The organism is Brevibacillus daliensis, assembly GCF_021245735.1.
In the GTDB taxonomy this organism is placed as follows: Bacteria; Bacillota; Bacilli; order Brevibacillales; family Brevibacillaceae; genus Brevibacillus_B; species Brevibacillus_B daliensis.
Window position 1 is genome coordinate 86793 of record NZ_JAJISB010000008.1, and the last position, 24172, is coordinate 110964.

Genomic DNA, 24172 nt, shown 5'->3' on the forward strand with positions numbered 1-24172 from the left:
AATATCCCTCCTGTGAATAAGATCAAGGGGTTGAGGTTCTAGTTAATTGATCAATCGTTTTGGTCATTTCCAGCTTGACTTCATCTGAAACCATCGGACCATAGGGGCCTAAATGGTTAACCCCTTCACGAAGCCCATAATTTACAATTCCGTTAGGTAGTTGATCGAAAAGAAATTGATCAATCAGATTTGTATACACCTGATTTACATCCTGCATCAATGACGTTATCACATGATTGGGCGCTATAAACCGTTGGTCGCTAATATAGCCAATAGAAAGGATATCATGTTTTTGTGCTACTGTTATCACGGTCAGATTAATGCTATCTCCTGCCGAATATATCACATCAACGTTTTCAGCTATAAGTTCCTTGGAAGCATGAATAGCGGCTTCTTGATCATTATAGTCAGGTATAATTTTGATAATGGCAGTTGTCTTGGGACTAGATTCTGCAACCCCACGTTTTAATCCGGCAAGTAAAGGCATGTCATTTGGCATGTTGGTAACGATAAATCCAACCTTATTTGTTTTTGTCATTAACGTGGACAGCTTTCCAATCACATAGCCAGCAGGTTCCATGTCAAATTTGATGACGGTTTGATTGGGATGGTTGACCTCACCATTCAATGTAACAAACCTGGTATCAGGATAAGAAGGTGCAATCGCATCAAAGGGAGAAGAAAAAATAATCCCGTGACCGATCACAAGGTCGAACTTTGCCGCTGCTAGGTTGGAAGCGACCTTTTCAATCTTATTTTTATCAATTTCTTTCACAATCTCCAATTCAAATTTATATTTATCTTGAAGTTGATACATACTTTGCAGGGCTGTACTATTCCAGGCCTGATCATAAGTAGGTCCTTCCAAAAGAAGCGCGATTTTGGGAGAGGTACTGGTGGTACGAGAATATTGTTGAATTTGGTTCATGCTAACTAAAAATTGAAAAGTTAAAATTAAGAGTAACCAGATTACCAAGGCTCCCATGATGTATATGATACTCTTTGGTTTTTTGGCCACTACAATTCCTCCCACATGCTACGGTGCTCCTTGAATGGAACTTGATTGCAAAATTCGACAAAAAATAACAAAATCCTTCTACACCGAATCTTACACCATTCATATCATATATTACGATTATTATAAATAGATTGGACAAAAAAACTTACAAAAACAGGAAAAAGCAGGAATCAGGGCAAGTATTGGCGAAAAGATTTGAATAGTATAACAAAAGCCTTAAGAAGAAGGAGAGAGTCATTAATCTAGCTTCCCTCCTTCATTTCATCACTATTTATTTCTTGAATTCATAATTTCAGACACAATAAATGCAAGATCGTCGTTTCCAAACATGCCTAATATTCCAAGTAAGGTTTGATCAGAGATTTCGCCCGCTTCTTCCTTGGTAACCGTTAACTCCATGATTTGCTGAAGTACGGGATTTGCTGCCTGCTCAGGATATGCTTGATGATATATTTCTTGTGGATCGAGAGAATGATTAATACACCACTGAGCAAAGACCAAAATCATCATATGCTCATCTTGCTGAAACTGTTTAATGATCTGTTCCTCTATATCTTTTCTATCCATTCGATATTCCTCCTACATTTAAAACGAACAAGTCCACAATTGTCATTGTAACCACCATTAACAATGACTGGCAAGAAATGATCTGAAATTATGTAAAAGTTTTTTTACGCTTACATAACAAGAGAAATTCCTGTAAAATATGTGACAAGGATAATTATTAGATTAATCAAAATTTTTAAGGAAACAAATGTGAATTGAGGTGTACGACTATGAATAAGAAGAGAATGTTTACTCCAGAGGAAGCAACGGAATTTGTTCCTTTTCTAGAGACAGAGCTTCTATTTTTACGGCAGCAAAAAAAGAGTATCTCCGAAAAATTTTATCGATTGCAAATTATAAAAAGCCATGTGGATCATACGGGTGGAAGTGATTATGCGGAACAAGAAATTTTTGAGTTGGAATGCCAACTGGAATTTCTCCATTTGGAATACGAGTTGCATATGAACTCCATTGAACTAAGAGGAATACAAATCAAAGATATACAATTAGGATTAGCAGATTTCCCTGCATTAGTAGACGATGTAGAAGTTTTACTCTGCTGGAAGACAGGAGAAAAGATTGTTTCACATTATCATGGGGTAGAAGAGGGATACTTGGGCCGAAGAAAGCTATGCTAGGTACTTCTACTGAGAGTTTGAGCTTTTACATCAAATTGTTTGAACAGATCACCTGAAGAGTTTCATTACTCATATATAAAAAGGATAAGCTCAAGAAAAGTAGCTTGTCCTTTTTTGACAGATAAGAATTTATAAAAATTCTCATCTGCATAAGAAAACTAATAGAGTAGTTGTCGTTTGGTAATCCATCAAGAAGGATTACGGAATGGGACTGAAAGATAAAATGGGGGAAGTAGTCCGACAATATCCCAGATGGGTATCGAATAAACTGGAGAGGAAAAATATGCGGACTAATATAGCATTACATTCAACAATATTTAATCAGATGAAAGATCTCATCTTTCTGATCAAGGCAACGGAAGACAATCTTTTCATCGTAACGGAAGTGAATCAAGCTTTTTTAGATGAAACCGGTTATATACATGAAGAGGTAATCGGGAGGGAGATCAGTGAACTGGTTGGACAAAGCGGTACACTTTTTTCCGTCGAAATGTGTAGAGAAGCAATTGCGGAGAAAACCACGATACAATATGAATCTACACTTCTTCAGCCATTAGTATCACGAACCTATGAGATTGCTTTGCACCCAGTTATTGAACGGGAAGGAACAGGGTATATCACCGGTGTCGTACGCAATATCACAAAGAGGTTGAGACAAGAAGAAAAGCAAAGAAATACGGAGAAAATGCTGGTGGTAAGTCATTTAGCAGCTGGCGTTGCCCATGAATTAAGGAATCCGTTAACCTCAATAAAAGGATTTTTAAAATTATTAAAAGACCAAGTCTCTGAACAAGATACCTCGCTTGAATTCTATCTCAATATCATGTCAGATGAATTTATCCACATTGAACAAGTAGTTGACGAGTTGGTAAAGCTATCATTGCCACATTCATTACTATATAGTGAAACACATATCCCCTTATTAATCGAAGAAACCATCAAATCATTTCAAGAGTTACAGGTTCATCTAGAGGCAACCATTCAGCTCCATTTTCACTACTATGGTTGTATTCCTCCTGTTTCCTGTGACCGAAGCCTGGTGAAAAAGGTTCTTCTTCATCTGCTTACCAATGCATCGGAATCTATGCTTTATGGTGGGGAAATATTTATTACGACCTATGTTAATGAACAGAAGGAAGTGTGTATTAGTATCATTGATGAAGGAAAGGGAATTGCCCAGGATCGGTTGAAAAGATTGGGAGAGCCTTATTACTCAACAAAAGAGAAAGGGACAGGATTTGGACTTACCATGTGTTATCAGGTGATTAAGCAGCATCAAGGACGCATCGTCATTCATAGTGAGGAGAACGAGGGTACAATCGTTACCGTAGCTTTACCCGTCCACCCCAAAAAACAGCTAGTGCCCAAGGAACCTGAGGAAGGGAAGTAAGTATTCTTATGCTTATTACTCATAGGCAACCAAAACAATTAATGCAAAAAGCAAGCGGTTACGTATCAGGATATACTCATACCTTAAATCCCTACATTGGCTGTAGCTTTGGCTGCTCATACTGCTACGTGAGACAGATGCCGGTTAATCTTTTTCGAAAAGAAGATTGGGGAAGTTATGTCGATGTAAAAAACGGCGCTGCCCAATTGTTAAAAAAAGAACTCATGAGGGAAAAACGTAAAGGACCCGTTCGAATCTTTATGTCAACCAGCACTGACCCCTATCAACCCATTGAATATGAAGCAAAAATCACCAGACAGTGTTTAGAAGTGCTGGCTGAAGAACATATCGATTATCTATGGGTACAAACAAGAAGTCCACTGGTTACAAGAGATATAGATCTTTTTATGAAAATGAAACATAGAGTCATGGTAAGTGTTACAATTGAAACCGATCGAGATGAAATCAGAAGAAGCTTTTCTCCACAAGCACCACCTATCGCAGCACGGATAAAGGCGCTGTCTCTCTTAAATGAATCAGAAATACCATGCCAGGCTGCCATTTCTCCTGTATTACCTTGCAGTAAAGACTTTGCAGAAAAACTACGTCCTGTAACTGATCGGGTATGTATCGATGACTACTTTATGGGTGATGGACAACAAGGAAGACGTACGAAGCGATTGGGAATTGAAACTATATATCGGGATGAAGATCTTCTTGCCTGGTATTCTCCTGAAGCATATAAAATTGTTTATCAGCAATTTTTAAACGTTTATAATCCAGAGCAAATATATATCAGTCAGGCTGGTTTCTTGCCAGCAAATAGTTAGAGTGGAAGGGATGAAGCAATTGAAAAAGGGTAAAACACTTCATTTACAAGATACGATTGGAATCATTGCTCCTGCGAGTCCTGTGGATTCGAAAAAGGTTGGTAAAGCAGTAGAGGCAGTGGAAGCATTAGGGTATAAAGTGAAGGTGGGGGAGAGTTGCTATCGTTCGTACGGTGGTTACTTAAGTGACACGCCAGATAATCGAGCAAGTGAACTGGAAGCAATGTTCGCAGATCCAGAAGTTGATGCAATTCTTTGTTTGCGTGGTGGATATGGTACCCCCCATTTGCTGGATAAAATTGATTACTCGATTATTGCAGCTCATCCAAAATTATTTATTGGCTACAGTGATATTACTGCCTTGCATATCGCTTTTATGCAAAAGGCTGGCTTGGCTACCGTTCATGGTCCAATGGCTGCCGTTGAGATTGCAAACGACTTTCATCCCATTTCAAAGGAATATTTTACTCGATTGTTAACAGAGTCAGAACCACTTGGGGAACTGGTAAATCCCGAAGAGGAAATGATTGAGTGTCTGGTACCTGGTGAAGCTACAGGTGCAGTGGTGGGGGGGAACCTCAGCTTGATCTGTACTACCCTGGGAACACCATATGAAATCGACACAAAAGGAAAGATCCTTTTCCTTGAGGATATTGATGAGGAACCCTACGCTATAGATCGCATGCTTACCCAGCTTGCCTTAGCAGGAAAGTTATCGGATGCAGCTGGTATTGTGCTAGGCACGTGGACAGATTGCACCGTGAAAGAGGGGAAAGAAAGTTTTACCGTAAAGGAAATCATTAAACAAATCGTGATCCCATACAACAAACCTACTATCCTGAATATTCAGATTGGCCATGATCCATGTAATATCCCACTACCTCTGGGAGTTCGTGCAACGTTAGTAGCGGATAAAGGTATATTACGCATTGACGAGAGTATTACGGAATCATAAGGGAAATCGACCAAAGACTAGGATATCCTTATCAGTTAGGGTATAATACGATAGGCTATACTAGCTATGTCTAACATAACAATCAATTTGGAGGGACGCATTCATGAGTGTACATATCGAAGCTACAGAAGGTCAAATAGCAGAATCCATTCTGCTTCCTGGTGACCCACTCCGCGCAAAATATATTGCTGAAACATTCCTGGAAAATCCACAATGCTTCAATAACGTAAGAGGTATGCTAGGTTTTACAGGTACGTATAAAGGTAAACCAGTTTCTGTAATGGGAACAGGGATGGGGATTCCTTCTATCTCTATCTATTCACACGAACTAATTAATTCATATGGAGTTAAAAACTTGATTCGTGTAGGAACATGTGGCGCAATTCAGAAAGACGTAAAAGTGCGTGACGTTATTATTGCGATGTCATCTGCTTCTGATTCAGCTGTAAATCAGCATCGTTTTAACGGAATGGATTATTCTCCAACTGCAGATTTTAGCTTGTTGAAAAAAGCTTATGATGTTGCTATGGAACGTCAAATGTCTACTAAGGTAGGTCAAGTTTTCACAAGTGATACATTCTATAACGATAACCCTGAACGTGTTCATAAACTGGCTGATTATGGTGTACTGGCAGTAGAAATGGAGACAACTGCTCTTTACACAATCGCAGCCAAATTTGGAGCACGTGCATTATCGATACTAACAGTTAGTGATCATATCATTACTGGCGAAGAAACTACAGCAATGGAACGCCAAACTACTTTTAACCAAATGATTGAAATTGCATTAGAAGCAGCAATTTCTTAATTCATAACGAAGACCAAAAACCCGCTTATTCCAAAAGCGGGTTTTTGGATTGTGGACAAACTTTTCTTATTCGATATAAGGGGAGTTTGTTTTACTTTTTGGAGGTAAAAAGTAAATACTTGATTTAATCGATCTCACCAACCGGGGGTTTACAGGAGCTGGACATACAGCGTTGACCCTCATGCCGCTCCTGTCCCTTTCAATGTGACAGTCTTGGTGCCAACAATTATTCATTGTATTTTTTGGGGATCAATGAGAAATTATTATGTTCATATTGCTGGAATGGAGGGTGAGTCCAATATCATGTATTTGTCTCCAAGGGTATATCACCGAATTGTCCGTCCTCGATGGTTCACTAAAACATATATACACGATCATATAAAAAGCCAATTCACAGTAGAAAACAAAATTGAATTAGATTTTGGTTGTGGAACGGGGGCGAACTGATGTATGTTTGGCACCGAACATTATTATGGCATCGATCCTGATGCGAACAGAGTACAATTTGCCAAACGCTTATATCCGAATTATACCTTTACGGTTTTTGACGGTAAACAAATACCAATGCACAATCAGACCGTTGATATATTATTAATTGTTGCGGTACTGCACCATATTTCAAATGAGCAAATCGCTGAGTATTTGTCCGAATTTCAAAGAGTTTTGAAGCCTGAGGGGAAAATTATTGTCATTGAGCCCTATTTATCCCCTAAGAAGAAATTTAATAACTGGTTTATGACCCGATATGATGACGGAGAGTTTATCCGAAATGAGGATGATTATCTTCAGTTATTCAACAATCAACTATATGATTGTACAGTACTCAAAAAGTTCCGAAAGCTTCTTCTATATAACGAAATCTTTTTCACAGCTGCTTCCAAATCAAATATCGCACAAAACGACAAGCTCTTCCTGAACCCTTCTTTATGATGAAGGGGAGTTGATGCCCAAAAGCGATGCATCTCAGGGAACACTTTTTACGAATGAAGCGCCATAAACAACCCATATCGTTCAAAAGTTGATAGACACGAGCAAGAATTTGGAAAAGGAAGAACCACAATAATAAAATTGTAGATAGTGAGTAGCAGCCATACTCTCCATGAATACGGCTGGTACTTCTGCTACACCTCTCGAACAGCCTTTTTCTCAAATTGTTCAACTGAAATCCCTTTGAATTTAGTAAAACAGGAACACCATAAAAAGGAGGTGAAACGAATTCATTGCTATGGATCATCTTTGCCCTCTTACTGTTTCTTATTCAAATTGGAGTCATTGTATTTAGCGAATATCGCCGTCCCCAAAAAGCAGTTACTTGGGTTGTCATTTCGTTCGTTTTTCCGTTTATCGGTTACCTGCTATATTATTCTATCGGGCAAGAATATTCATGTAACCTTCACCCACACCCAAAAGAAAGGACGAAGTTGGCTAGAATAAAGGAAAAACTGAAAGATCGGTGCAAGCGGCGAATGTCGGAAGAACTGCTTGACCAAACCATTCAGCAGAATGACACATTGCATGCGACGCTCAAAAAGATTGTGTCCCTTCCGATTAACGTTTGTAATGAAACGATCGTTTATAGCGAAGGAGAACAAGCCTTTGAAGCGATGTTAGAATCGATTACTAGAGCTAAGCACCATATTCATATTCAATTTTACATTATTCGCGACGACCAACTCGGTACTAAGTTTCAGCAACTGTTGATTCAGAAAGCACAGGAAAGAGTGAAAGTACGATTTTTATACGACAGGATCGGCAGCCGTCGGTTAGGGAAGACTTATTTGAAACAATTGCAGGAAGCGGGTGTGGAAACCGGATGTTTTTCCCCACTATTACCTGCATTTATTAGTAAACGGATTAATTATCGTAATCACCGCAAAACATTGGTTGTAGACGGTAAAATCGGGTATATTGGCGGCTTAAATATAGGGGATGAATACGTAGGGAAGAATCCAAAAATCGGCTACTGGCGGGATACACATTTCCGTTTGAAAGGAGATGCGGTATTGTGGATTCAATATGCCTTTTTGACCGATTGGTTTTTTGTCAAAGGAAAACTATTGACTGACCCCGTCTATTTTCCCGAACAGGAAAGTGAAGGGAGGGAACTCGTACAAATCGTAAAGAGCAGTCCAGACGAGACAATCCTGGAGCTTATTTTTTTCTTGATCAATTCGGCGAGAAAGCGGATTTATATTGAATCCCCTTACTTCATTCTCGATCCAGGCATCTTATTGGCTTTAAAAACAGCCGTAAGCAGAGAAGTTGACGTTCAGGTCATTATACCAACCATGCCTGAGTCTAATTTAGTTTACTCCGCCACTTTGTCCTATGCCCGGGAATTGATGGAGGCAGGGGTTCGATTTCATTGCTATAAGAAAGGATTTATCCATGCCAAAGTAATAATTACCGATGACTTGGCGTGCTCCGGCACAGCAAATATGGATATGCGCAGCTTTTACGACCAATTCGAAATAAATGCGGTCTTTTTTGACGAAAAGGTGGTAGACCGCCTGGTTCAAGATTTTTATCGTGATCGTAGTGGTAGTGAAGAGATTTTTCTGTCGGAATTTAAAAATCGACCATGGTTCCATAAGGTAAGAGAAGCCTTCGCCCGACTACTTTCATCTTTGTTTTAGTCAAAGTATTTGTTCATTTTAAATTATCCAGTCATTTTTACATCTCAACATGTAATCCCTTTCAATCCCATTTGTATGAAAGAATAAAGAGCAAAGAGCAAAGAGCAAAGAGCAAAGAGCAAAGAGCAAAGAGCAAAGAGCAAAGAGCAAAGAGCAAAGAGCAAAGAGCATGAAGGGCTTAGAAGGAATCCTCAGGTCTTCCATTCTGCGACTTTTCTAGCAAATAATAATTGATGTTTTTGAATATACGTTACAGGATTGCTCGATAAAAAGCCGACTGAACTCGCTACATAGCGAGTTCTTTTGTGAGGAATTGAGCAATTTGGCTTATAATAGAGAATAGAGAAGGTGAGGGATGAGAATGGAAGATATTATCGTTGTTGGAGCAGGTCCATGTGGCTTGTCTTGTGCGGTGGAACTAAAAAAGCTAGGATTTCATCCACTCCTAATTGATAAAGGGAGCATTGTACACTCCATTTATAAATATCCAACGTATATGATTTTTCATAGTACACCTGAATTACTTGAGATTGGGGATATACCGTTTAGTACACCAAATGAAAAACCAACACGTCAAGAAGCATTAACGTACTATCGTTTAGTTGCAGAGAGATACCAACTGCCCATTCATACGTTCGAGGAAGTAACATCTGTGAACCCGGTACAAGGTCATTTCACAGTAACGACAAGGACAAGATCCCAGGAAACAAAAGAGTATCAAGCCAAACAAGTCGTAGTTGCTACCGGTTATTTTGATAACCCGAACAAATTAGGTATTCCAGGAGAAGAGCTATCCAAGGTAAGTTCTTTTTACACAGAAGCACATCCATACAGCGGATGCAACGTAACGATAATTGGTGGGAATAACTCTGCCGTAGATGCAGCACTTGATTTGGGAAGAGCAGGTGCAAAAGTTACAGTTGTATGCAGGGGAGATCACTTATCGGAGCGAGTAAAGGCTTGGACCAAACCAGTTTTTGAAAGCAAATGTCAAAAGGGTCATATTAGGATGATATTCTCCTCGCGGGTAATTAGTATTACTGAGAATGCCGTGTTAGTTGAAACACCATCAGGAGTAGAAAATATTGAGAATGACTTTGTATTTAGCTTGATCGGTTACAGACCTGATCGCAAGCTTCTTCAAGAAATGGGTGTAAAAGTAGATCTAGAATCAGGTGCACCAGTTTTTAATGAGGAGAGTATGGAAACGAACATTCCAGGCTTATACGTAGCAGGAGTGATCGTGTCAGGAAGACATGTCAATGAAATCTTTATAGAAAACGGACGATTTCATGGAAAATTAATCGCAGAGCATTTGATAGCAGGGCAGGAAAAATAATTATTTCCTGCTCTTTTCTTGTTTGATATTAAAGCAGGTGGTAACATTTGGTAAGAAAAGAAGATTTAAATACGAAAAGAAATGGAGTAGAGGAATGAAACGAACTTTCATAGCCATTTTCATTGTGTTACTTAGTGGTATACTTCTTGCCATTTACCTTAATCGTCCGGTATTACCACCGACAAAAGCTGTAAGTAAAAACACTACGTCGTCTTTATCAACCACTTCCCCTACTGTACAAACACATGATAATAAAGAAGAACAACTATCGATAGCGCAAATTGTTTCGGAGATGTCAGTGGAAGAAAAAGTAGGTCAAACACTGATGCCAAGTTTTGCAGGGTTTCGGGAAGGAGAATATTTTCAGAAGCTAACACCGCAGATTAAAGAACAATTGCAAAAAAATCACATTGGCGGTGTCATCCTATTTCGAGATAGCATGCACGATGTATCAGACATCGTTACTTTAACATCTGATATTCAGCAAGCATCCACTACATATGGAATGCTGATTGGAATTGACCAGGAAGGCGGTACTGTTTCAAGAATGGAAATGGGAACGCAGATGCCTGGTAACATGGCGCTGGGTGCAGCTAACGATTTAGTGTTGACGAAAGAAGTTGCAGGAGTAATAGCAGAAGAGCTGAAATCCCTAGGCATCCAGATTAATTTTGCCCCAGCCATTGACGTTAATAATAATCACGATAATCCAGTTATTGGAGTTAGATCTTTTGGTGAAGATCCTCAGGTAGTAAGTAAACAGGGAGTTTCATATCTAAAGGGAATACAAGAAAATGGCGTGGCAGTGAGCGCCAAGCATTTTCCAGGACATGGGGACACTAGTGTGGATTCTCATGTAGGCCTCCCAGTAGTAAAGCATGATCGAAAACGACTGGAGAGGGTTGAATTGGCACCATTTCAGGCGGCAGTAGAAGCGGGTGTAGACTCTGTAATGGTTGCTCATATCTCATTTCCAGCTATTGACGACTCGAAAGTAAAATCCAGTAAAAGTGGTCAATCTGTCTTGTTGCCTGCTACCTTATCACCAAAAATTATGCAAGGTATATTGCGGGAAGAGATGGGCTTCGACGGTGTAATCATTACAGATGCGATGAATATGGCTGCAGTGACCAAACATTTTGATTCAGCAGATGCTTCTATTCAAGCTTTTAATGCGGGAGCAGATATTATTCTAATGCCTCCTGATTTAGATCGAGTACATCAGAAAATGGTGGAGGCTGTTCAATCTGGTAAGATCAGTACACAAAAATTAGATGAATCCGTTACAAGAATTCTGACGTTAAAGCAAAAGCGAGGAGTTCTTATGAAACTGAAGCAAGAGGATGTACAAGGTAAAATTCAACATGCCAAAGCTACAGTAGGAAGTGAACCACACCTCAAAATTGAACAGCGAGCTGCAGAAGCATCCATTACATTGATTACAAATAAAAATAATGTATTGCCTTTGCAAATAGAGAACAAACAATCCATTGCCGTTATTGGTCCTAGCTATACATCAGAATTAGCAAATGAGTTAGGGAAATATGGTCTACCTGTAAAGGAGATTCCCTTATCCTTAGTAGTTCCACCAACACAACAAAAGGATATTCAGAAGGCTGATGTGCTCGTTTTTATAACGCAATCCTGGAGTAATGAACCGAAAAAACTGGCTCAGCTAAAATCTTTGATGAATCCAGCATTAGCAAATGGGAAGCAAAAAGTGATTGTCGTATCTGTACAAAATCCTTACGATTTAGGAAACTTCCCGAATGCCACTGCTCTCATCGCGCAGTATGGATATACACCTGCGAGCTTTAAGGCAACAGCAACGATGATAATGGGAAAAATAAAGCCAATGGGTAAATTACCAGTTACTATTTATAATTCAGAAAATCAAATATTATTTCCTGCGTTAAGTGGACTTACTTGGTAAGCTGAAGCTGTTTAAGAGAAAACGCGAGGAAAATCTTTTTTAATCCGTTATCTATGAGTAAATCTATAGACATTGAGACAATCTATGGAAAAAGGATAAGGCGGATGAGCAGATGTTAGCATACAAAAAATCAATCATTCTTTGCTTTTTATTACTCATTGTTGCAAGTAGAGGATTTTGGATTACACCAGTAACAGCAAACACACCTATGCATGAAGCAATGATGAAGAAGCAAAAAAAAGTGTCACTCATCATAGATGATTTTGGAAATAACATGTCGGGTACTGAGGAAATATTAAATTTACCGATTCCACTCACCGTAGCAGTTATGCCGTTTTTGCCAAGTACCAAGAAAGATGCGGAAATGGCATATCAAAAAAAACATGACGTGATTGTACATATGCCTATGGAACCGATGAGAGGGAAAAAAAGCTGGCTCGGACCTGGCGCAATTACTTCCGATTTAAGTGATGACGAGGTCAGAAAAAGAATTCATGCTGCAATTGATGATGTACCTCATGCGATTGGAATGAATAACCATATGGGATCAAAAATAACGCAGAACAAGCGAATTATGCGAATCATATTAGAGGTATGTAAAGAAAGAGGGCTTATTTATATTGACAGCAAAACCTCGTATCGAAGCATAGTTGGAGAATTGGCATACGAAATGAAGGTACCGTATATGGAAAACCAGGTTTTTCTTGATGATATTGATACATCTTCCCATATATCCAAACAGTTAAAACTCGTCTCTGAGAAAGCAAAACAAGAAGGTAAATGCGTAGCTATTGGGCATGTGGGCAAAGGTGGAAAAATCGTTGCTAAAGAAATCAGCTCTTTTATACCAGAAATGGAAAAATATGGTGAATTCGTACCTGCATCACAAATGGTTACCAAAGTAGCTCAGCCAACACAAAAATAGATAACGATTATTGAGATTACAAAATAAACCTCTTCTACTAAGGTAACATAATTGTGACATGGTTATAAATGTGTTAGAATAAAAATCTGTAAAAGGGAGGTGAGATGATCGTGGATGTATCGATAGAGGTATCCGTATCCTATCTATGGTTGCTTCTAGGCATTACTGCTATTCTGGTGAAGACTTGGTTGATAATAATACGGCCATTTGCGAAAAATCACAATAAATTTTGTTGTGTTATGCAAGTGGAGGATAGTCAGCTTATATATAAATCTCCAGGCTCCTGTCTATTCAGAAAGCTATACAGAAGGGTATCAATGCACAAAGAAAAAGCAACCACGTCATCAGATGAAACACTCCCAGCAACCCCTGTTCTTTGTTAATCATTTGCTAAAAACAGGGAGGATGTAAATTGAAACGTTTTCGTAAGTATGCATTGTGGTTATCGATTGTAGCATTAATGTTAGTACTGAGTGGTTGTACAAATACGGACCCAATCACATCAGAAAGTACGGGAATTTGGAATCACTTTTTCGTTTATCCTTTTTCCTGGCTAATTCTACTAGTTGCCAAAGTAACTTTTGGTAACTTTGGATTGGCAATTATCTTGGTAACCATTATGATTCGAATATTGATTCTGCCACTCATGATCAAGCAAGTCAAAAGCAGTGTTGCAATGAGAGCGTTGCAGCCTCAAATGGAAAAAATAAGAAAGAAATATAAAAACCCTAAAGATCCAGCACAAGCACAAAAAATGCAAGCGGAAACTATGGCGCTTTACCAAAAGAACGGGGTTAATCCTTTAAGTGGTTGTCTTCCTGCATTAATACAAATGCCGATTTTGATGGCGTTTTACTATGCAATTAGACGTACTCCAGAAATCGCATCTCAACAATTCCTTTGGTTTGGTTTAGGAGCTCCTGACCCATCTTTGGTATTACCAGTATTAGCAGGTTTAATAACGTTCTTGCAAACCAAAGTGACACCTAACCCTGCCATGGACCAAAATCCAAGTATGAAAATGGTCTTTTATATCATGCCAGTAATGATTATTACTGCAGGGATTGGATTACCAGCTGTTTTACCGTTGTATTGGGTTATTAGTGGTGTTTTTTCAGTTATTCAAACGTATATCCTCTATAAAGTTTACCAGAAACCTGAGTTAGCGAAATAGGCAATGGTAAATCATATGCGGATCTTACTATAGGTTTGAAGCAAAGTCTCTTGCGCGATTGCGTAAGAGACTTTGTTCGTCTTGTAGAAAAAATGAAAACTCCCCGTATTTACATTTGAGTAGCTATGGTTGGATTAAACACTATTTCTAGTAAGGTTACGTTAATTTACATATCAGACTTTTTATCTAATGGGCGCCACCTTTTGCAGAATGGTATGACCTCTCCACACTTTCAGTTCTGCAATAAGCTCTCCATTTCGAGACAATTCTTCTAATTCCAGTCCTTTATTTTCTTCCACATAGAATACGTCAAAGGAATAATTAACCTGAATGGTATTCGGTTCCATAGAGGTATAGGCCTCTCCTTTTATATAAATTCCTGATTCCGGCTCATGTAATGTCACTTGCTTTACAACATAAAGATCACCATCTGGAACAATCTCTACAAACACAGATACGGTATCAGATGATCGGTTTTTTAACGTAGTTAATACATCCTTATCTGCTTTATTAATAGACACCTGACTTGCTTCGAATTGAAGATTAACATGGTCACCATAAAAAAGATCTCTTGGATCAAGCGGTATGGTTTTTAATGTAACACTGGTCCCAGAGAGTAAGGTTATTCCAGGTACTACTAGCATAGAGCCAAGAAAGAGGAGAGGAACAAGGAGCACGATCAAAAATGAGTGAGAAGCTACAAGTGTACCTACTCTTTTCATGTGATTGCCCTCCGTTTCTTCTCAAACCAGATTCCAAAGCAGATTAAAATGACTCCTCCAATGATGAAGAAAAGTGACTTCGGCAAAAAGTCGAACGTAATATCTGTGTAGAAGCGGAGCAACAAAATACAAATGACAAAAATGTCTGCAAGGCTATCTTTGTTAATTCGGTATAGAGCAAATAATCCAAGTAAAACTCCTATAGACACTCCAAGAATGACTGAAAGGTTTTCAGTCATTCCGAGATCATTCCAATAGAAGGAAAAGGTAAGAAACAAACCAAATAATCCATAGAAGAATGCTCCTTGCCATTGTAAAACAGCCCGATAACGTGATAGTGGCAAAGCTACCAGGCAAAGCCCCATGATCACAATGATGGCAGGAATCCACTGTAACTCCATATCCCATCTTACAACAACTGAGGAAATGATAAAGGCAAGCAGGAAATTTAACGAGACAAATAACAAACGTGAGGTATGATAAACCTTCTGATTAAGCCAATACAGCAGTGGGACACAGAGTACAAGAAGATAAGGGATCGGACGGAGAGGATTAACCATATCCCGCGAATAAATCGCAAGTAAAGTAATAATGAGAAATGCAATCCATTTATCTTTCAAATAAATAGATAAGGGTAGGGTGCCTAATGCCCAAAGCAAAAATGCAATGTTTGAATCAGCGTCCATGTTAAACATTTGACCAATCAGGAAAATCCCTGCTCCATACATAAAGAAAGCAATGTAGTAAAATACACGCGAAATGCTCTTATGTCTGCTTTCATAATATCGACCACCAAGAAATAAACCGATGAGGCCACCAAAAATAAGGAATAACTTAAATAATGTCGGAATTGCCTGCCAGTTGCTAGCGATAAAGGAAAGGATACCAATCCCGATTAATAAAGCACCAAAGCCAAGAAGAATATGTACATTACTAAAACGTGGGGTCACTTGATAACTGGCAAGGATGTTGGAAACTTGCTGTTCACTAACTATTCCTTCTGCTTCGAAATATTTCAATTCCTTTTCCAAGAACTGAAATTGAGATGGTGAGGAAGGACGTTTCATTGCTAACACCTCCTTGCAATAGAAAAAAATCTTATATTATCATGTACCCTCATTAAATCATTTGTTAATCATCTCCTGCAATTATTTCTTTAGCTCTTTAGGATGAACTTGGTTATCTGTGCCTCTACACAGAAGAAAAACTCTTTCATTAAGAAAAGACTCCAATTTGAAGAGCTTTTCTGCATGTAAAGAGCTTTCATGCATTGCCGGAATAGCTACGAAACTAAATGATAAATCTGGAAAATACGCACCTCTGCTACATAGGGGATGAACGTTTTACCACAATGAAATTATCCTCCAACAGTACCCAGTTTTGTGGGAAATCAATACCTAACTTCCAATATGAGATTCCACGTAATCCAAATTCTTTAATCAAATTAAATTTTGCCTGAATGGATCTGGCATCTTCAAACCATACTTCGTGTTCTTTTTTCTGTTCATCATAATAGGTGAAAAAAGGAGCTTGTGCACCGTAATCATATAGAATTGCCGCTTCATTGTTTCGGGCAATATTAATGGCTTGCTGAGGGCTGACTACCTTGGCAAATTTTCCTCCTCGTTGATAAGGAAGAGTCCAGTCATACCCGTATAAATTTTGACCCATCATGATTTTTTCTGCCGGCATTTCGCTTAAGGCATACTCAATAACTCTTCTCACAGGACCAATAGGGGAGACTGCCATCGGTGGTCCTCCACTATATCCCCATTCATACGTCATTAAGATGACAAAATCAACAATTTCTCCATGTGCCTTGTAATCATGTGCTTCGTACCAAATACCTTTTTGGGTAGCGCTTGTCTTGGGAGCGAGAGCAGTGGATAGTAGTAATCCTGCCCCATGGATTTTATCTCTGGCCTTTCGTAAAAAATTAATATATGGCTCACGATCTTTGGGATATAGGTGCTCAAGATCAAAGTGAATATCACTGAATCCGTACTGCTTAGCAATTTGTAAGATATTGTTGAGCAATTTGTCTTGTAACTCTTCATTTTCTAGGATAACTTCACCTAATTCGGCACTAAATTGCCCATTTTCCAGATTGGTTACTACTAACATCAGAGTAGCTCCACCGTCGGCAGCAGCTTTTGGGGCATTGTCTAAATCGAGTGGCTTAAGGTCTCCATTACGAAGAATTTGATAACTGAAGGGAGCTAAATAAGTGAGAAAGGGAGAAGCCTTTCTTGCAGTTTGTTCGTCAACTGGCTGATTCTGTCTCGGTTCGATATATGCATTGCTTTGGACGGGGGTGCGCTGATTCCTTGGGATAATTAGCGACATACCAATGGAGAGAATAGCATTGGGAGCTAGGCGATTTGCAGAACGAAGCTGATTTACAGAAATGCCATAACGCTTTGCAATTGTAAATAAGGTATCACCTTTTTTCACGATGTAGCGTTCTGGTACAGGTATTACAAGTGCTTGACCAACGACAAGCTGTAATTCAGGATTTATTTCATTAATGAGGGAGATAGCCTGAACAGTCGTACCAAATCGATTTGCAATGGCGTAAAGGCTATCTCCTGGTTGAACCACATAGATTTGCATACATTCACCTCCTGAGAACTGTCTCTCATTAAGACTTATTCAGCAGGAGGTTGTCTTATTGCAGGATTCTACACGTGTTGTATTAAACCGATTTCCTGATCTGTTAAGTAACATTGTGGATCAGATGCCCAGTAATCTCCATAAAAGCCTTGAGCACGAGGGCGGAAGTTCCCGTTACATACGGAGAAATATTGACAGGATGAACATCTTCCATGAATTTTATCTTTACGATTGCGCAGTCCAGCAAGGATAGGGTGTTCACTGTTCCATATTTCTTCAAACGTTTGTTCACGTAAGTTACCCAGATGGATTTGTTGACTAAATTGGTCAGGATGCACATTACCAAGATTATCAACATTACATATAGCAATTCCAGAACGATTGCCTCCGTTACGTTGCATCTTTTCCCATATCCGTTCTGCCAATTCAGGATTTGTTTCTTTTGTTTTTAAGTATAAATAAATGGCATCCGCATGGTTGTCCACGGTTAGTATTTCTCTTGGTTGCCCTAATTCGTGAAAACGTTGGATGTTTTCAATAATATAATCAAGTGCTTCTCTTGTCTGGCTGTGGCTGATGTCATCCTCCACGCCGCCACGTCCAGCATAAACTAAATGGTAAAAGCAAATACGTGGAATATTTTCTTCTTCTATTAAGCGGAAAATATCAGGGAGTTCGTCAATATTATGCTTATTCATCGTAAAACGGAGTCCTACCTTTTGACCAATCTCTAAACAGTTGCGGATCCCACGCAAAGCTAGATCAAAAGCACCTTCTTTTTGTCGAAAAGCATCATGCGTCTCTTTCATCCCGTCGAGACTAATACCTACATAGCTTATTCCTAAATCCTTTAATCGTTTTGCTTTTTCTTTATCAATCAAAGTACCATTCGTTGAGAACGTTACACGTATGCCATGCTCAATTGCTCGCTCGGCAAGTTCGAAGATATCGGGGCGAATCAGAGGCTCACCACCTGAAAAAAGAATGACGGGAACCTTTTGTTCAGCAAATTGATCAATCACATGGAGTGCTTCTTCAGTGGAAAGCTCTCCCTCGTATTTTTTTGCCTCTGAGTTAGCATAACAGTGTTTACAGTGAAGATTGCAAGTTTTTGTAATATTCCAAGCGATTACTGGGCCATGTCCTGCGTGAGTACCCGTGCGCTGACCTTTTGATGTTGCAGAGTATCGCAATCGATCACCGAATGTTGTAGTCGTCTCAAGCAAACTAGACAACCCTATCATGGAGATTCCCCCTTTTTTTACTGTATCAGAAAGAAAAAACTTCACAGAGTTTACTACCTGATACGCATGAAAAACAGCTGCTAAGAAGAAAACACAGGAAATTTTCTTATCATTGATACATGATGATAATAATTCTAGCAACTCCTTCCATTTTTTGATGTGAAGTATTTCACTTCCAAGGATATAGGGATTGACTACAATCGAAAGGAAAGGAGGTAGTATGTATGAGCGAAACGGACAATGATTTTATTACAAACCAACATCACCTTCTCGATTATCTCTATAATTTTCATACTGAAATGAGTACACAATTGGATTCGCTCATTATGATAGCGGTGAAAAATAGAGGCTGGTCCGAACTTCTTGAAGAGAAATTACATGGTTTTATCAATTTTCTTAACGAGGATTTCAAAAAGTATCTCAAAATAGAAGATGACGTTCTTTATATGGCAATGATGAAACAAATCTCTACGTTGGATCACTTCCTGTTATTATTGAAGCAGGAACATGCCGAATTACTTGACCTCTCACAATCATTAATAGAAGAGTATGTAAGCTGTAAACAATTCGGTGAAAAATCTGCACGTTTAGTATGCTTACTTAAACAATTTTGTTATTCTTTCTCAGAACATGCCTGGAAAGAAAATCATGCGCTGTATCCATTGGCCAAACAGGTTCTCTCTTTAGATGAATTGGATCAACATTATCAAATGGCTGTGAAAACGAAACCACAGGATTCTTGTCTTCAAAACTATAATGATACCATTGCATAGACAGACAAGTAGAGAGGAGCTACAGGTATGAATTATAATCAGTGCCCATTTTTGGTTATCTGGGAAGTAACCAGGGCGTGCGCACTTTCTTGTATCCATTGTCGTGCAGACGCCCAGCCACATCGTCATCCTGATGAATTATCTACAGAGGAAGGTTACAAACTCCTTGATCAAATAAAAGAAATGGGAAATCCACTTGTTGTTTTCACTGGTGGTGATCCGTTGATGAGAGAAGACCTGTATGATTTGATTACATATGCAGTTGGAATTGGATTACGTGTTTCCATGGCTCCAAGTGCAACGCCACGAGTTACGGAAAAGGCAATTGTAAAAGCAAAAGAAGCAGGCTTGTCACGTTGGGCATTTAGTTTAGATGGACCAAACGCTCATGTTCATGATTTTTTTCGGGGAACAACAGGTTCATTTGATATAACGATTCGTTCACTAGAATTATTGAAAAAGCATAATTTGCCGATACAACTTCATACAACGATTTCTCATTACAATGCACATCTATTGGAAGAAATGTCTGAAGTAGTGGAGAAGTTAGGAGCAGTGATGTGGAGTTTATTCTTCCTAATTCCTACAGGGAGAGCACAGGCAAGTGACGCTGTTTCGCCAATGGAGCAGGAAAGAATATATCGCTGGTTAATTGATAAAAGCAAAACGACTAGTTTTGTGATAAAAACAACAGCGGCACCAGCGTATCGTCGTGCATTGTACTTCGCTAACCAAAATGATAATAAAATACTACCGGATAAGATAAAAAGAATGGATAACCTGGGTAGATCTCCTGGTGGCGTTACCGATGGGAAAGGTTTTATCTTCATTTCTCATGTGGGTAATGTTAATCCGAGTGGATTTCTACCACTTGATTGCGGAAATGTAAGAGAGCAGTCGATTTCTGAAATCTATCGTAATAATCCCATTTTATGTTCATTACGACAACCATCTGGATATAAAGGAAAATGTGGAGTTTGTAATTTTCAGGATGTATGCGGTGGTTCGAGAGCGAGAGCATATGCAGTAACGGGAGATTATTTAGCTAGCGATCCTTCATGTATGTATATTCCACCTAAATGGGAAGAAAACAGCTCAATGCTTTCGCTTCGTTAATAAGAAAAAGTCTTGGCTAATATGACCAAGACTTTTTCTTATATAAAGAACGAAATAACCTCGTATTATAACTGACATATTTCATGAGGACAATCATCACAGAATATAGCATCACGAAGGTATTGAAGATCCTTGATTAAAATATTGCCATTTGCATTTTGTTCGATGATATCCTGCTTTTTTAAATCGGCAAGCATTCTGTTTACACTTTCTCTTGTGAGACCAATAAATTGTGCCAAATCCTTATTAGTCAAAGATAAGGTAATATATATTCCTTTTTCGTGTGGCTGTCCATAACTGTTACTTAGACGAATTAAGGTTGAGTATAAGGCACCTGTTTTTCCGTTTAACAACAAATCTCGGAATTTGGATTGAATGCGTCGATTCATAATCCCCATCCAACGCAAGAATTCTGCACAGTACTGCCCATTATTTAGTAAGAAACGTTCCAGACTGCTTCGAGAAAAAACATCTACGACACATTTTTTCATAATTGTTGCCGTTGTTGTATAGGATAAATTTTCTTCAAACAAACCAGGTACACCAATTAGCTCACTAGGACCAAATATTTGCAGAATCAATTCTTTACCATCCGTTGTTGTTTTCGTTAATTTAATTTGACCTTTTCGAATTAGATATAAGTGATCTGCTTTATCCCCATCCATGAAAAGGACAGAACCTGCAGGTAATTTTTTTTGAGTACTAATACTAGTGAGATATTCAATAAAGCCGGGAGAGACTTGTTGCGTGAACGTTGTTCTGAGATGACCCAATATAGACCCTCCAAAAAAGAAATTTTAAAAATGTACAAAATATATTATATCTATAAATTAATAATAATTAAAGGTTTCAATAAAAAAATGTAAATTATATTACACATTAGAATCTATTTCTTAAATAGTATGTAGTTGTAGCTATTGTATTTCAGATAGCATTATCTTATGTAATGAAAGTGTAATTTACACAGGAAACACAGCGTATGAAATGATAATTTTCAAACATATAATCTGAAAATTCACAAAAAGTAGCGATATCTTTATATCGATTATTGCACTATCCCAAAGGGAAGAGAATGGAACTTTATTTAAAATTCCGATAAATCTATAATGGGTTGTAATCAGTGAAGGATGGTATGCCGAGCCACATTCGATTACGTAGCAGATTAATCAAGTCGAATAAGAAGAAATGTATGCGCTTACTTACAAGCTGAATAAACCTATACGCTTGTGTTATCATGTGATATTTCACGATAGAAAGGTGATAAGATGAAGTACGATCTATGTATCCAAAACGCGCATATGATTGATCCGGCTACTAAGAGGAATGGACGTTATCATATTTGGGTCCATGATGGACGTATAGCCAAAGTAATCTCATCTGATGAACATCAAGTTGAAGGAATGACTGATGCAATTGAAATCATTCTAGCTGATGAAATGATAGTAACACCAGGATTAATTGATTTGCATGTACACGTATATGAAGAAAATACCCCATCAGGGATTGCAGCAGACCGTATCGGTGTCGAACAAGGTGTTACAACGGTTGTGGATGCAGGAAGTGCAGGCGTTGATACATTCAAGAATTTTGTATCCCAATCGATTGAGCCAAGTCGAACAGAAATATTAGCATGGATTAATATCTCACGCCAAGGATTTTGTGATGGTCGTTCAGAACTGGCAGATTTGAGTTTACTAGAACCAGAACGGACAGTTGAACTGGTAAAAAAGGAAAAACGAATAATAGGAATAAAGGCGAGAATGAGCGGTTCTGTAGTTAAGCAATCAGGTATAGTACCCTTACAAGTAGCAAAGAAAGCTGCTCGTGAACTCGGATTGCCTCTTATGATCCATATCGGCAATGCTCCGCCTGAATTATTTGAAATTTTACCGTTGCTTGATAAGGGAGATGTAGTTACACACGCTTTTCACGGAAAGAAGGGCGGTATTTTTACATCTGACGGTACCTTGTTACCTGAAGCACAAGAAGCGTTAGAGCGTGGTGTGATATTTGATGTGGGCCACGGAACATCCAGCTTTAGTTTTCGCACAATGAGGCTAGCATTATCACTAGGAATTAAGCCGAAAACGATTAGTACGGATATCTATCGTCAAAATTTTGATGGTCCTGTTCACAGCTTACCAACTACAATGTCAAAATTATTGGCACTAGGGGTTTCATTAGAAGAAGTAATTGAAATGACTACATCAACTCCCGCACAGATTCTACGTAGAGCAGATCAGATTGGGACAATGAAAGAGGGTACAATCGCAGATATTAGCCTATTAAAAATTGTGAATGAAGAGATAACCCTTACTGATTCAGAAAAAGAAGAAATGATAGCCCATGAATATATTCAACCGGTAGTAACGGTTAAAGCAGGGAAGGTATTTACATGTTACCAATAAATAGCATCGTTGAAGAAGTAGAAAAACTCTCTCCGATTGACAACTCAGATAAAAATCAATTTATCCACTTGCTTCAACTTATTAAGGAAGAGACTGCTGCTATTGGTCTTAACATATCAGGAGACCGTTAGATTTTAATTGGAATACATTTGCTTGCATTTATGAAGAGGGTAAAAAATAACGATAACATGCCTGCAGTAGAAACAGAATTGCTGGAGCAAAGTGATGGAAGATTGAAAGAAATCTCAAGCAAAATACTTCAAAATTATGGAGATCAGTTCAGCGTACAAATAGAACCAATTGAAATTTTTCTCATGCAGGTTCATCTTGAAACAGCCAAAGCATTTTTAGTAGAAAAAAAAGGGAGGAAATGAAGATGAGTAATCAAATCAAGGTAGTAATTGGAGATCGTTTAGGTAAAGGGCAGAATATTGCCAGAGGTGTTGAGGCAGCAGGGGGAATTCCTATTCTAATTGCTGGTGTAGGAGCAGATATGAAAGTAGGAGACACCATGCATAAGGAGCAAGCAGAATTTGGAATGTCCTTCTGTGGAAGTGGAGGTGCAGGAGCAGTTACAGCCAAAACAAAATATGGTTACGATGTCGAGTTTGGACTTCGTTCCATTGATGCTGGAATTACCGCACTTCGCAATGGGAAAAAAGTGATTGGATTTGGTTTTATGGATGTGGAAGAACTGGGAAGACGAATGACAGAAGAGTATAAAAAATTGCACGGATAGGAGATAACAACATGTATAAAGAGCTCGATCAGACTCTGACGTTAACTGGAATTGGCGAAACCAAGGAGGCAGCGTTTAATCAGATTTTTAGCCAAATAAAAAATAAAGTTGCCAGGGAGAGCCAGGAAATAATTATTCGCATTGAACCGATGGATGTTCATGTCATTTCGGCAACACAGCTTACCTATAAGGAGAGGTTTCTTGGCATCCTGTTCCCTCGCACTCGTACGCGCTACACCTTAAAGGTTCGTGTTTCCGTGCGTCTTCATGTAATCGAGCTTAGCAAAATTGACTTTAAGGAGGAGAAGCAAACGGCTGCTGACAGAATGCTAGGTCTGAAAAAGAAAGCAAATACCTAGAGAGAG

General features: G+C 38.7%; 25 protein-coding genes. 18 read left to right on the forward strand and 7 right to left on the reverse strand.

What is annotated here, in order from left to right; genetic code table 11:
* Positions 1-22 precede the first annotated feature (22 nt).
* The gene (locus LM917_RS09445; RefSeq protein WP_232697259.1) at positions 23-1018 is read right to left on the reverse strand and encodes a BMP family ABC transporter substrate-binding protein; all 996 of its coding nucleotides are present in this window, start codon (positions 1016-1018) and stop codon (positions 23-25) included.
* Between the two features lie 267 nt (positions 1019-1285).
* The gene (gene yxiS, locus LM917_RS09450; protein ID WP_232697260.1) at positions 1286-1585 is read right to left on the reverse strand and encodes a protein YxiS; all 300 of its coding nucleotides are present in this window, start codon (positions 1583-1585) and stop codon (positions 1286-1288) included.
* 209 nt (positions 1586-1794) lie between these two features.
* Between yxiS and LM917_RS09455 the strand changes: the two genes are divergently transcribed.
* The 11 genes from LM917_RS09455 to yidC all read left to right on the forward strand — a co-directional run bounded on the left by LM917_RS09455 (position 1795) and on the right by yidC (position 14192).
* Entirely contained in the window at positions 1795-2202 is a 408-nt protein-coding gene (locus LM917_RS09455) for a DUF2203 domain-containing protein (protein WP_232697261.1), read from the forward strand.
* 205 nt (positions 2203-2407) lie between these two features.
* The gene (locus LM917_RS09460) at positions 2408-3592 is read left to right on the forward strand and encodes a two-component system sensor histidine kinase NtrB (protein WP_232697262.1); all 1185 of its coding nucleotides are present in this window, start codon (positions 2408-2410) and stop codon (positions 3590-3592) included.
* Positions 3593-3600: 8 nt separating this feature from the next.
* Positions 3601-4422 carry an SPL family radical SAM protein gene (locus LM917_RS09465; RefSeq protein WP_232697263.1) on the forward strand — a complete coding sequence of 274 codons (822 nt, stop codon included), beginning with the start codon at positions 3601-3603 and terminating at the stop codon, positions 4420-4422.
* Positions 4423-4441: 19 nt separating this feature from the next.
* Entirely contained in the window at positions 4442-5377 is a 936-nt protein-coding gene (locus LM917_RS09470; protein ID WP_232697264.1) for a S66 peptidase family protein, read from the forward strand.
* Positions 5378-5480: 103 nt separating this feature from the next.
* Complete coding sequence (gene deoD, locus LM917_RS09475) at positions 5481-6185, forward strand: purine-nucleoside phosphorylase (protein ID WP_232697265.1); 705 nt, start codon at positions 5481-5483, stop codon at positions 6183-6185.
* Between the two features lie 450 nt (positions 6186-6635).
* Positions 6636-7115 (forward strand): class I SAM-dependent methyltransferase, encoded by a 480-nt coding sequence (locus tag LM917_RS09480; protein WP_232697266.1) that lies wholly within the window; start codon positions 6636-6638, stop codon positions 7113-7115.
* Positions 7116-7405: 290 nt separating this feature from the next.
* Positions 7406-8821, forward strand: coding sequence for a cardiolipin synthase (gene cls, locus LM917_RS09485; protein ID WP_232697267.1), 1416 nt, complete (start codon positions 7406-7408; stop codon positions 8819-8821).
* A gap of 361 nt (positions 8822-9182) precedes the next feature.
* Positions 9183-10160 carry a YpdA family putative bacillithiol disulfide reductase gene (locus LM917_RS09490; RefSeq protein ID WP_232697407.1) on the forward strand — a complete coding sequence of 326 codons (978 nt, stop codon included), beginning with the start codon at positions 9183-9185 and terminating at the stop codon, positions 10158-10160.
* A 94-nt stretch (positions 10161-10254) separates the two neighbouring features.
* Positions 10255-12093: a glycoside hydrolase family 3 protein gene (locus LM917_RS09495; RefSeq protein ID WP_232697268.1), complete on the forward strand. Its 1839-nt coding sequence runs from the start codon at positions 10255-10257 to the stop codon at positions 12091-12093.
* 112 nt (positions 12094-12205) lie between these two features.
* Entirely contained in the window at positions 12206-13018 is an 813-nt protein-coding gene (locus tag LM917_RS09500; RefSeq protein ID WP_373688772.1) for a divergent polysaccharide deacetylase family protein, read from the forward strand.
* A 412-nt stretch (positions 13019-13430) separates the two neighbouring features.
* Positions 13431-14192, forward strand: coding sequence for a membrane protein insertase YidC (gene yidC, locus LM917_RS09505; RefSeq protein WP_373688773.1), 762 nt, complete (start codon positions 13431-13433; stop codon positions 14190-14192).
* 182 nt (positions 14193-14374) lie between these two features.
* Here the strand turns inward: yidC and LM917_RS09510 are convergent, their stop codons facing one another.
* The 4 genes from LM917_RS09510 to LM917_RS09525 all read right to left on the reverse strand — a co-directional run bounded on the left by LM917_RS09510 (position 14375) and on the right by LM917_RS09525 (position 18771).
* Entirely contained in the window at positions 14375-14914 is a 540-nt protein-coding gene (locus LM917_RS09510) for a GDYXXLXY domain-containing protein (protein WP_232697269.1), read from the reverse strand.
* A complete protein-coding gene (locus tag LM917_RS09515; protein ID WP_232697270.1) occupies positions 14911-15981 on the reverse strand; it encodes a DUF2157 domain-containing protein in 1071 nt (356 codons plus the stop codon). Before LM917_RS09515 ends, LM917_RS09510 begins: the two co-directional genes overlap by 4 nt.
* 256 nt (positions 15982-16237) lie before the next feature.
* Positions 16238-17527 carry a glycoside hydrolase family 18 protein gene (locus LM917_RS09520; protein ID WP_232697271.1) on the reverse strand — a complete coding sequence of 430 codons (1290 nt, stop codon included), beginning with the start codon at positions 17525-17527 and terminating at the stop codon, positions 16238-16240.
* A gap of 68 nt (positions 17528-17595) precedes the next feature.
* Positions 17596-18771 carry a radical SAM/SPASM domain-containing protein gene (locus LM917_RS09525; RefSeq protein ID WP_232697272.1) on the reverse strand — a complete coding sequence of 392 codons (1176 nt, stop codon included), beginning with the start codon at positions 18769-18771 and terminating at the stop codon, positions 17596-17598.
* Positions 18772-18995: 224 nt separating this feature from the next.
* On the opposite strand from LM917_RS09525, the gene LM917_RS09530 reads away from it, so the two are divergent.
* Together LM917_RS09530 and LM917_RS09535 are read left to right on the forward strand one after the other, a co-directional pair.
* The gene (locus LM917_RS09530; protein WP_232697273.1) at positions 18996-19544 is read left to right on the forward strand and encodes a hemerythrin domain-containing protein; all 549 of its coding nucleotides are present in this window, start codon (positions 18996-18998) and stop codon (positions 19542-19544) included.
* 27 nt (positions 19545-19571) lie between these two features.
* Positions 19572-20660, forward strand: coding sequence for a TIGR04053 family radical SAM/SPASM domain-containing protein (locus tag LM917_RS09535; RefSeq protein WP_232697274.1), 1089 nt, complete (start codon positions 19572-19574; stop codon positions 20658-20660).
* A gap of 65 nt (positions 20661-20725) precedes the next feature.
* Here LM917_RS09535 and LM917_RS09540 read toward each other — a convergent pair whose 3' ends face one another.
* Positions 20726-21433 (reverse strand): Crp/Fnr family transcriptional regulator, encoded by a 708-nt coding sequence (locus LM917_RS09540; RefSeq protein WP_255668119.1) that lies wholly within the window; start codon positions 21431-21433, stop codon positions 20726-20728.
* Positions 21434-21925: 492 nt separating this feature from the next.
* Between LM917_RS09540 and LM917_RS09545 the strand changes: the two genes are divergently transcribed.
* The 5 genes from LM917_RS09545 to LM917_RS09565 are packed head-to-tail and all read left to right on the forward strand — an operon-like array spanning position 21926 to position 24166.
* A complete protein-coding gene (locus LM917_RS09545; protein ID WP_232697275.1) occupies positions 21926-23068 on the forward strand; it encodes an amidohydrolase/deacetylase family metallohydrolase in 1143 nt (380 codons plus the stop codon).
* Positions 23056-23199 carry a hypothetical protein gene (locus LM917_RS09550; protein WP_232697276.1) on the forward strand — a complete coding sequence of 48 codons (144 nt, stop codon included), beginning with the start codon at positions 23056-23058 and terminating at the stop codon, positions 23197-23199. Before LM917_RS09545 ends, LM917_RS09550 begins: the two co-directional genes overlap by 13 nt.
* Positions 23200-23217: 18 nt before the next feature.
* Positions 23218-23442: a PRD domain-containing protein gene (locus tag LM917_RS09555; protein ID WP_255668120.1), complete on the forward strand. Its 225-nt coding sequence runs from the start codon at positions 23218-23220 to the stop codon at positions 23440-23442.
* Between the two features lie 2 nt (positions 23443-23444).
* The gene (locus tag LM917_RS09560) at positions 23445-23807 is read left to right on the forward strand and encodes an SFCGS family glycine-rich protein (RefSeq protein WP_232697278.1); all 363 of its coding nucleotides are present in this window, start codon (positions 23445-23447) and stop codon (positions 23805-23807) included.
* An 11-nt stretch (positions 23808-23818) separates the two neighbouring features.
* Positions 23819-24166, forward strand: coding sequence for a DUF4312 family protein (locus LM917_RS09565; protein ID WP_232697279.1), 348 nt, complete (start codon positions 23819-23821; stop codon positions 24164-24166).
* Positions 24167-24172 lie beyond the last annotated feature (6 nt).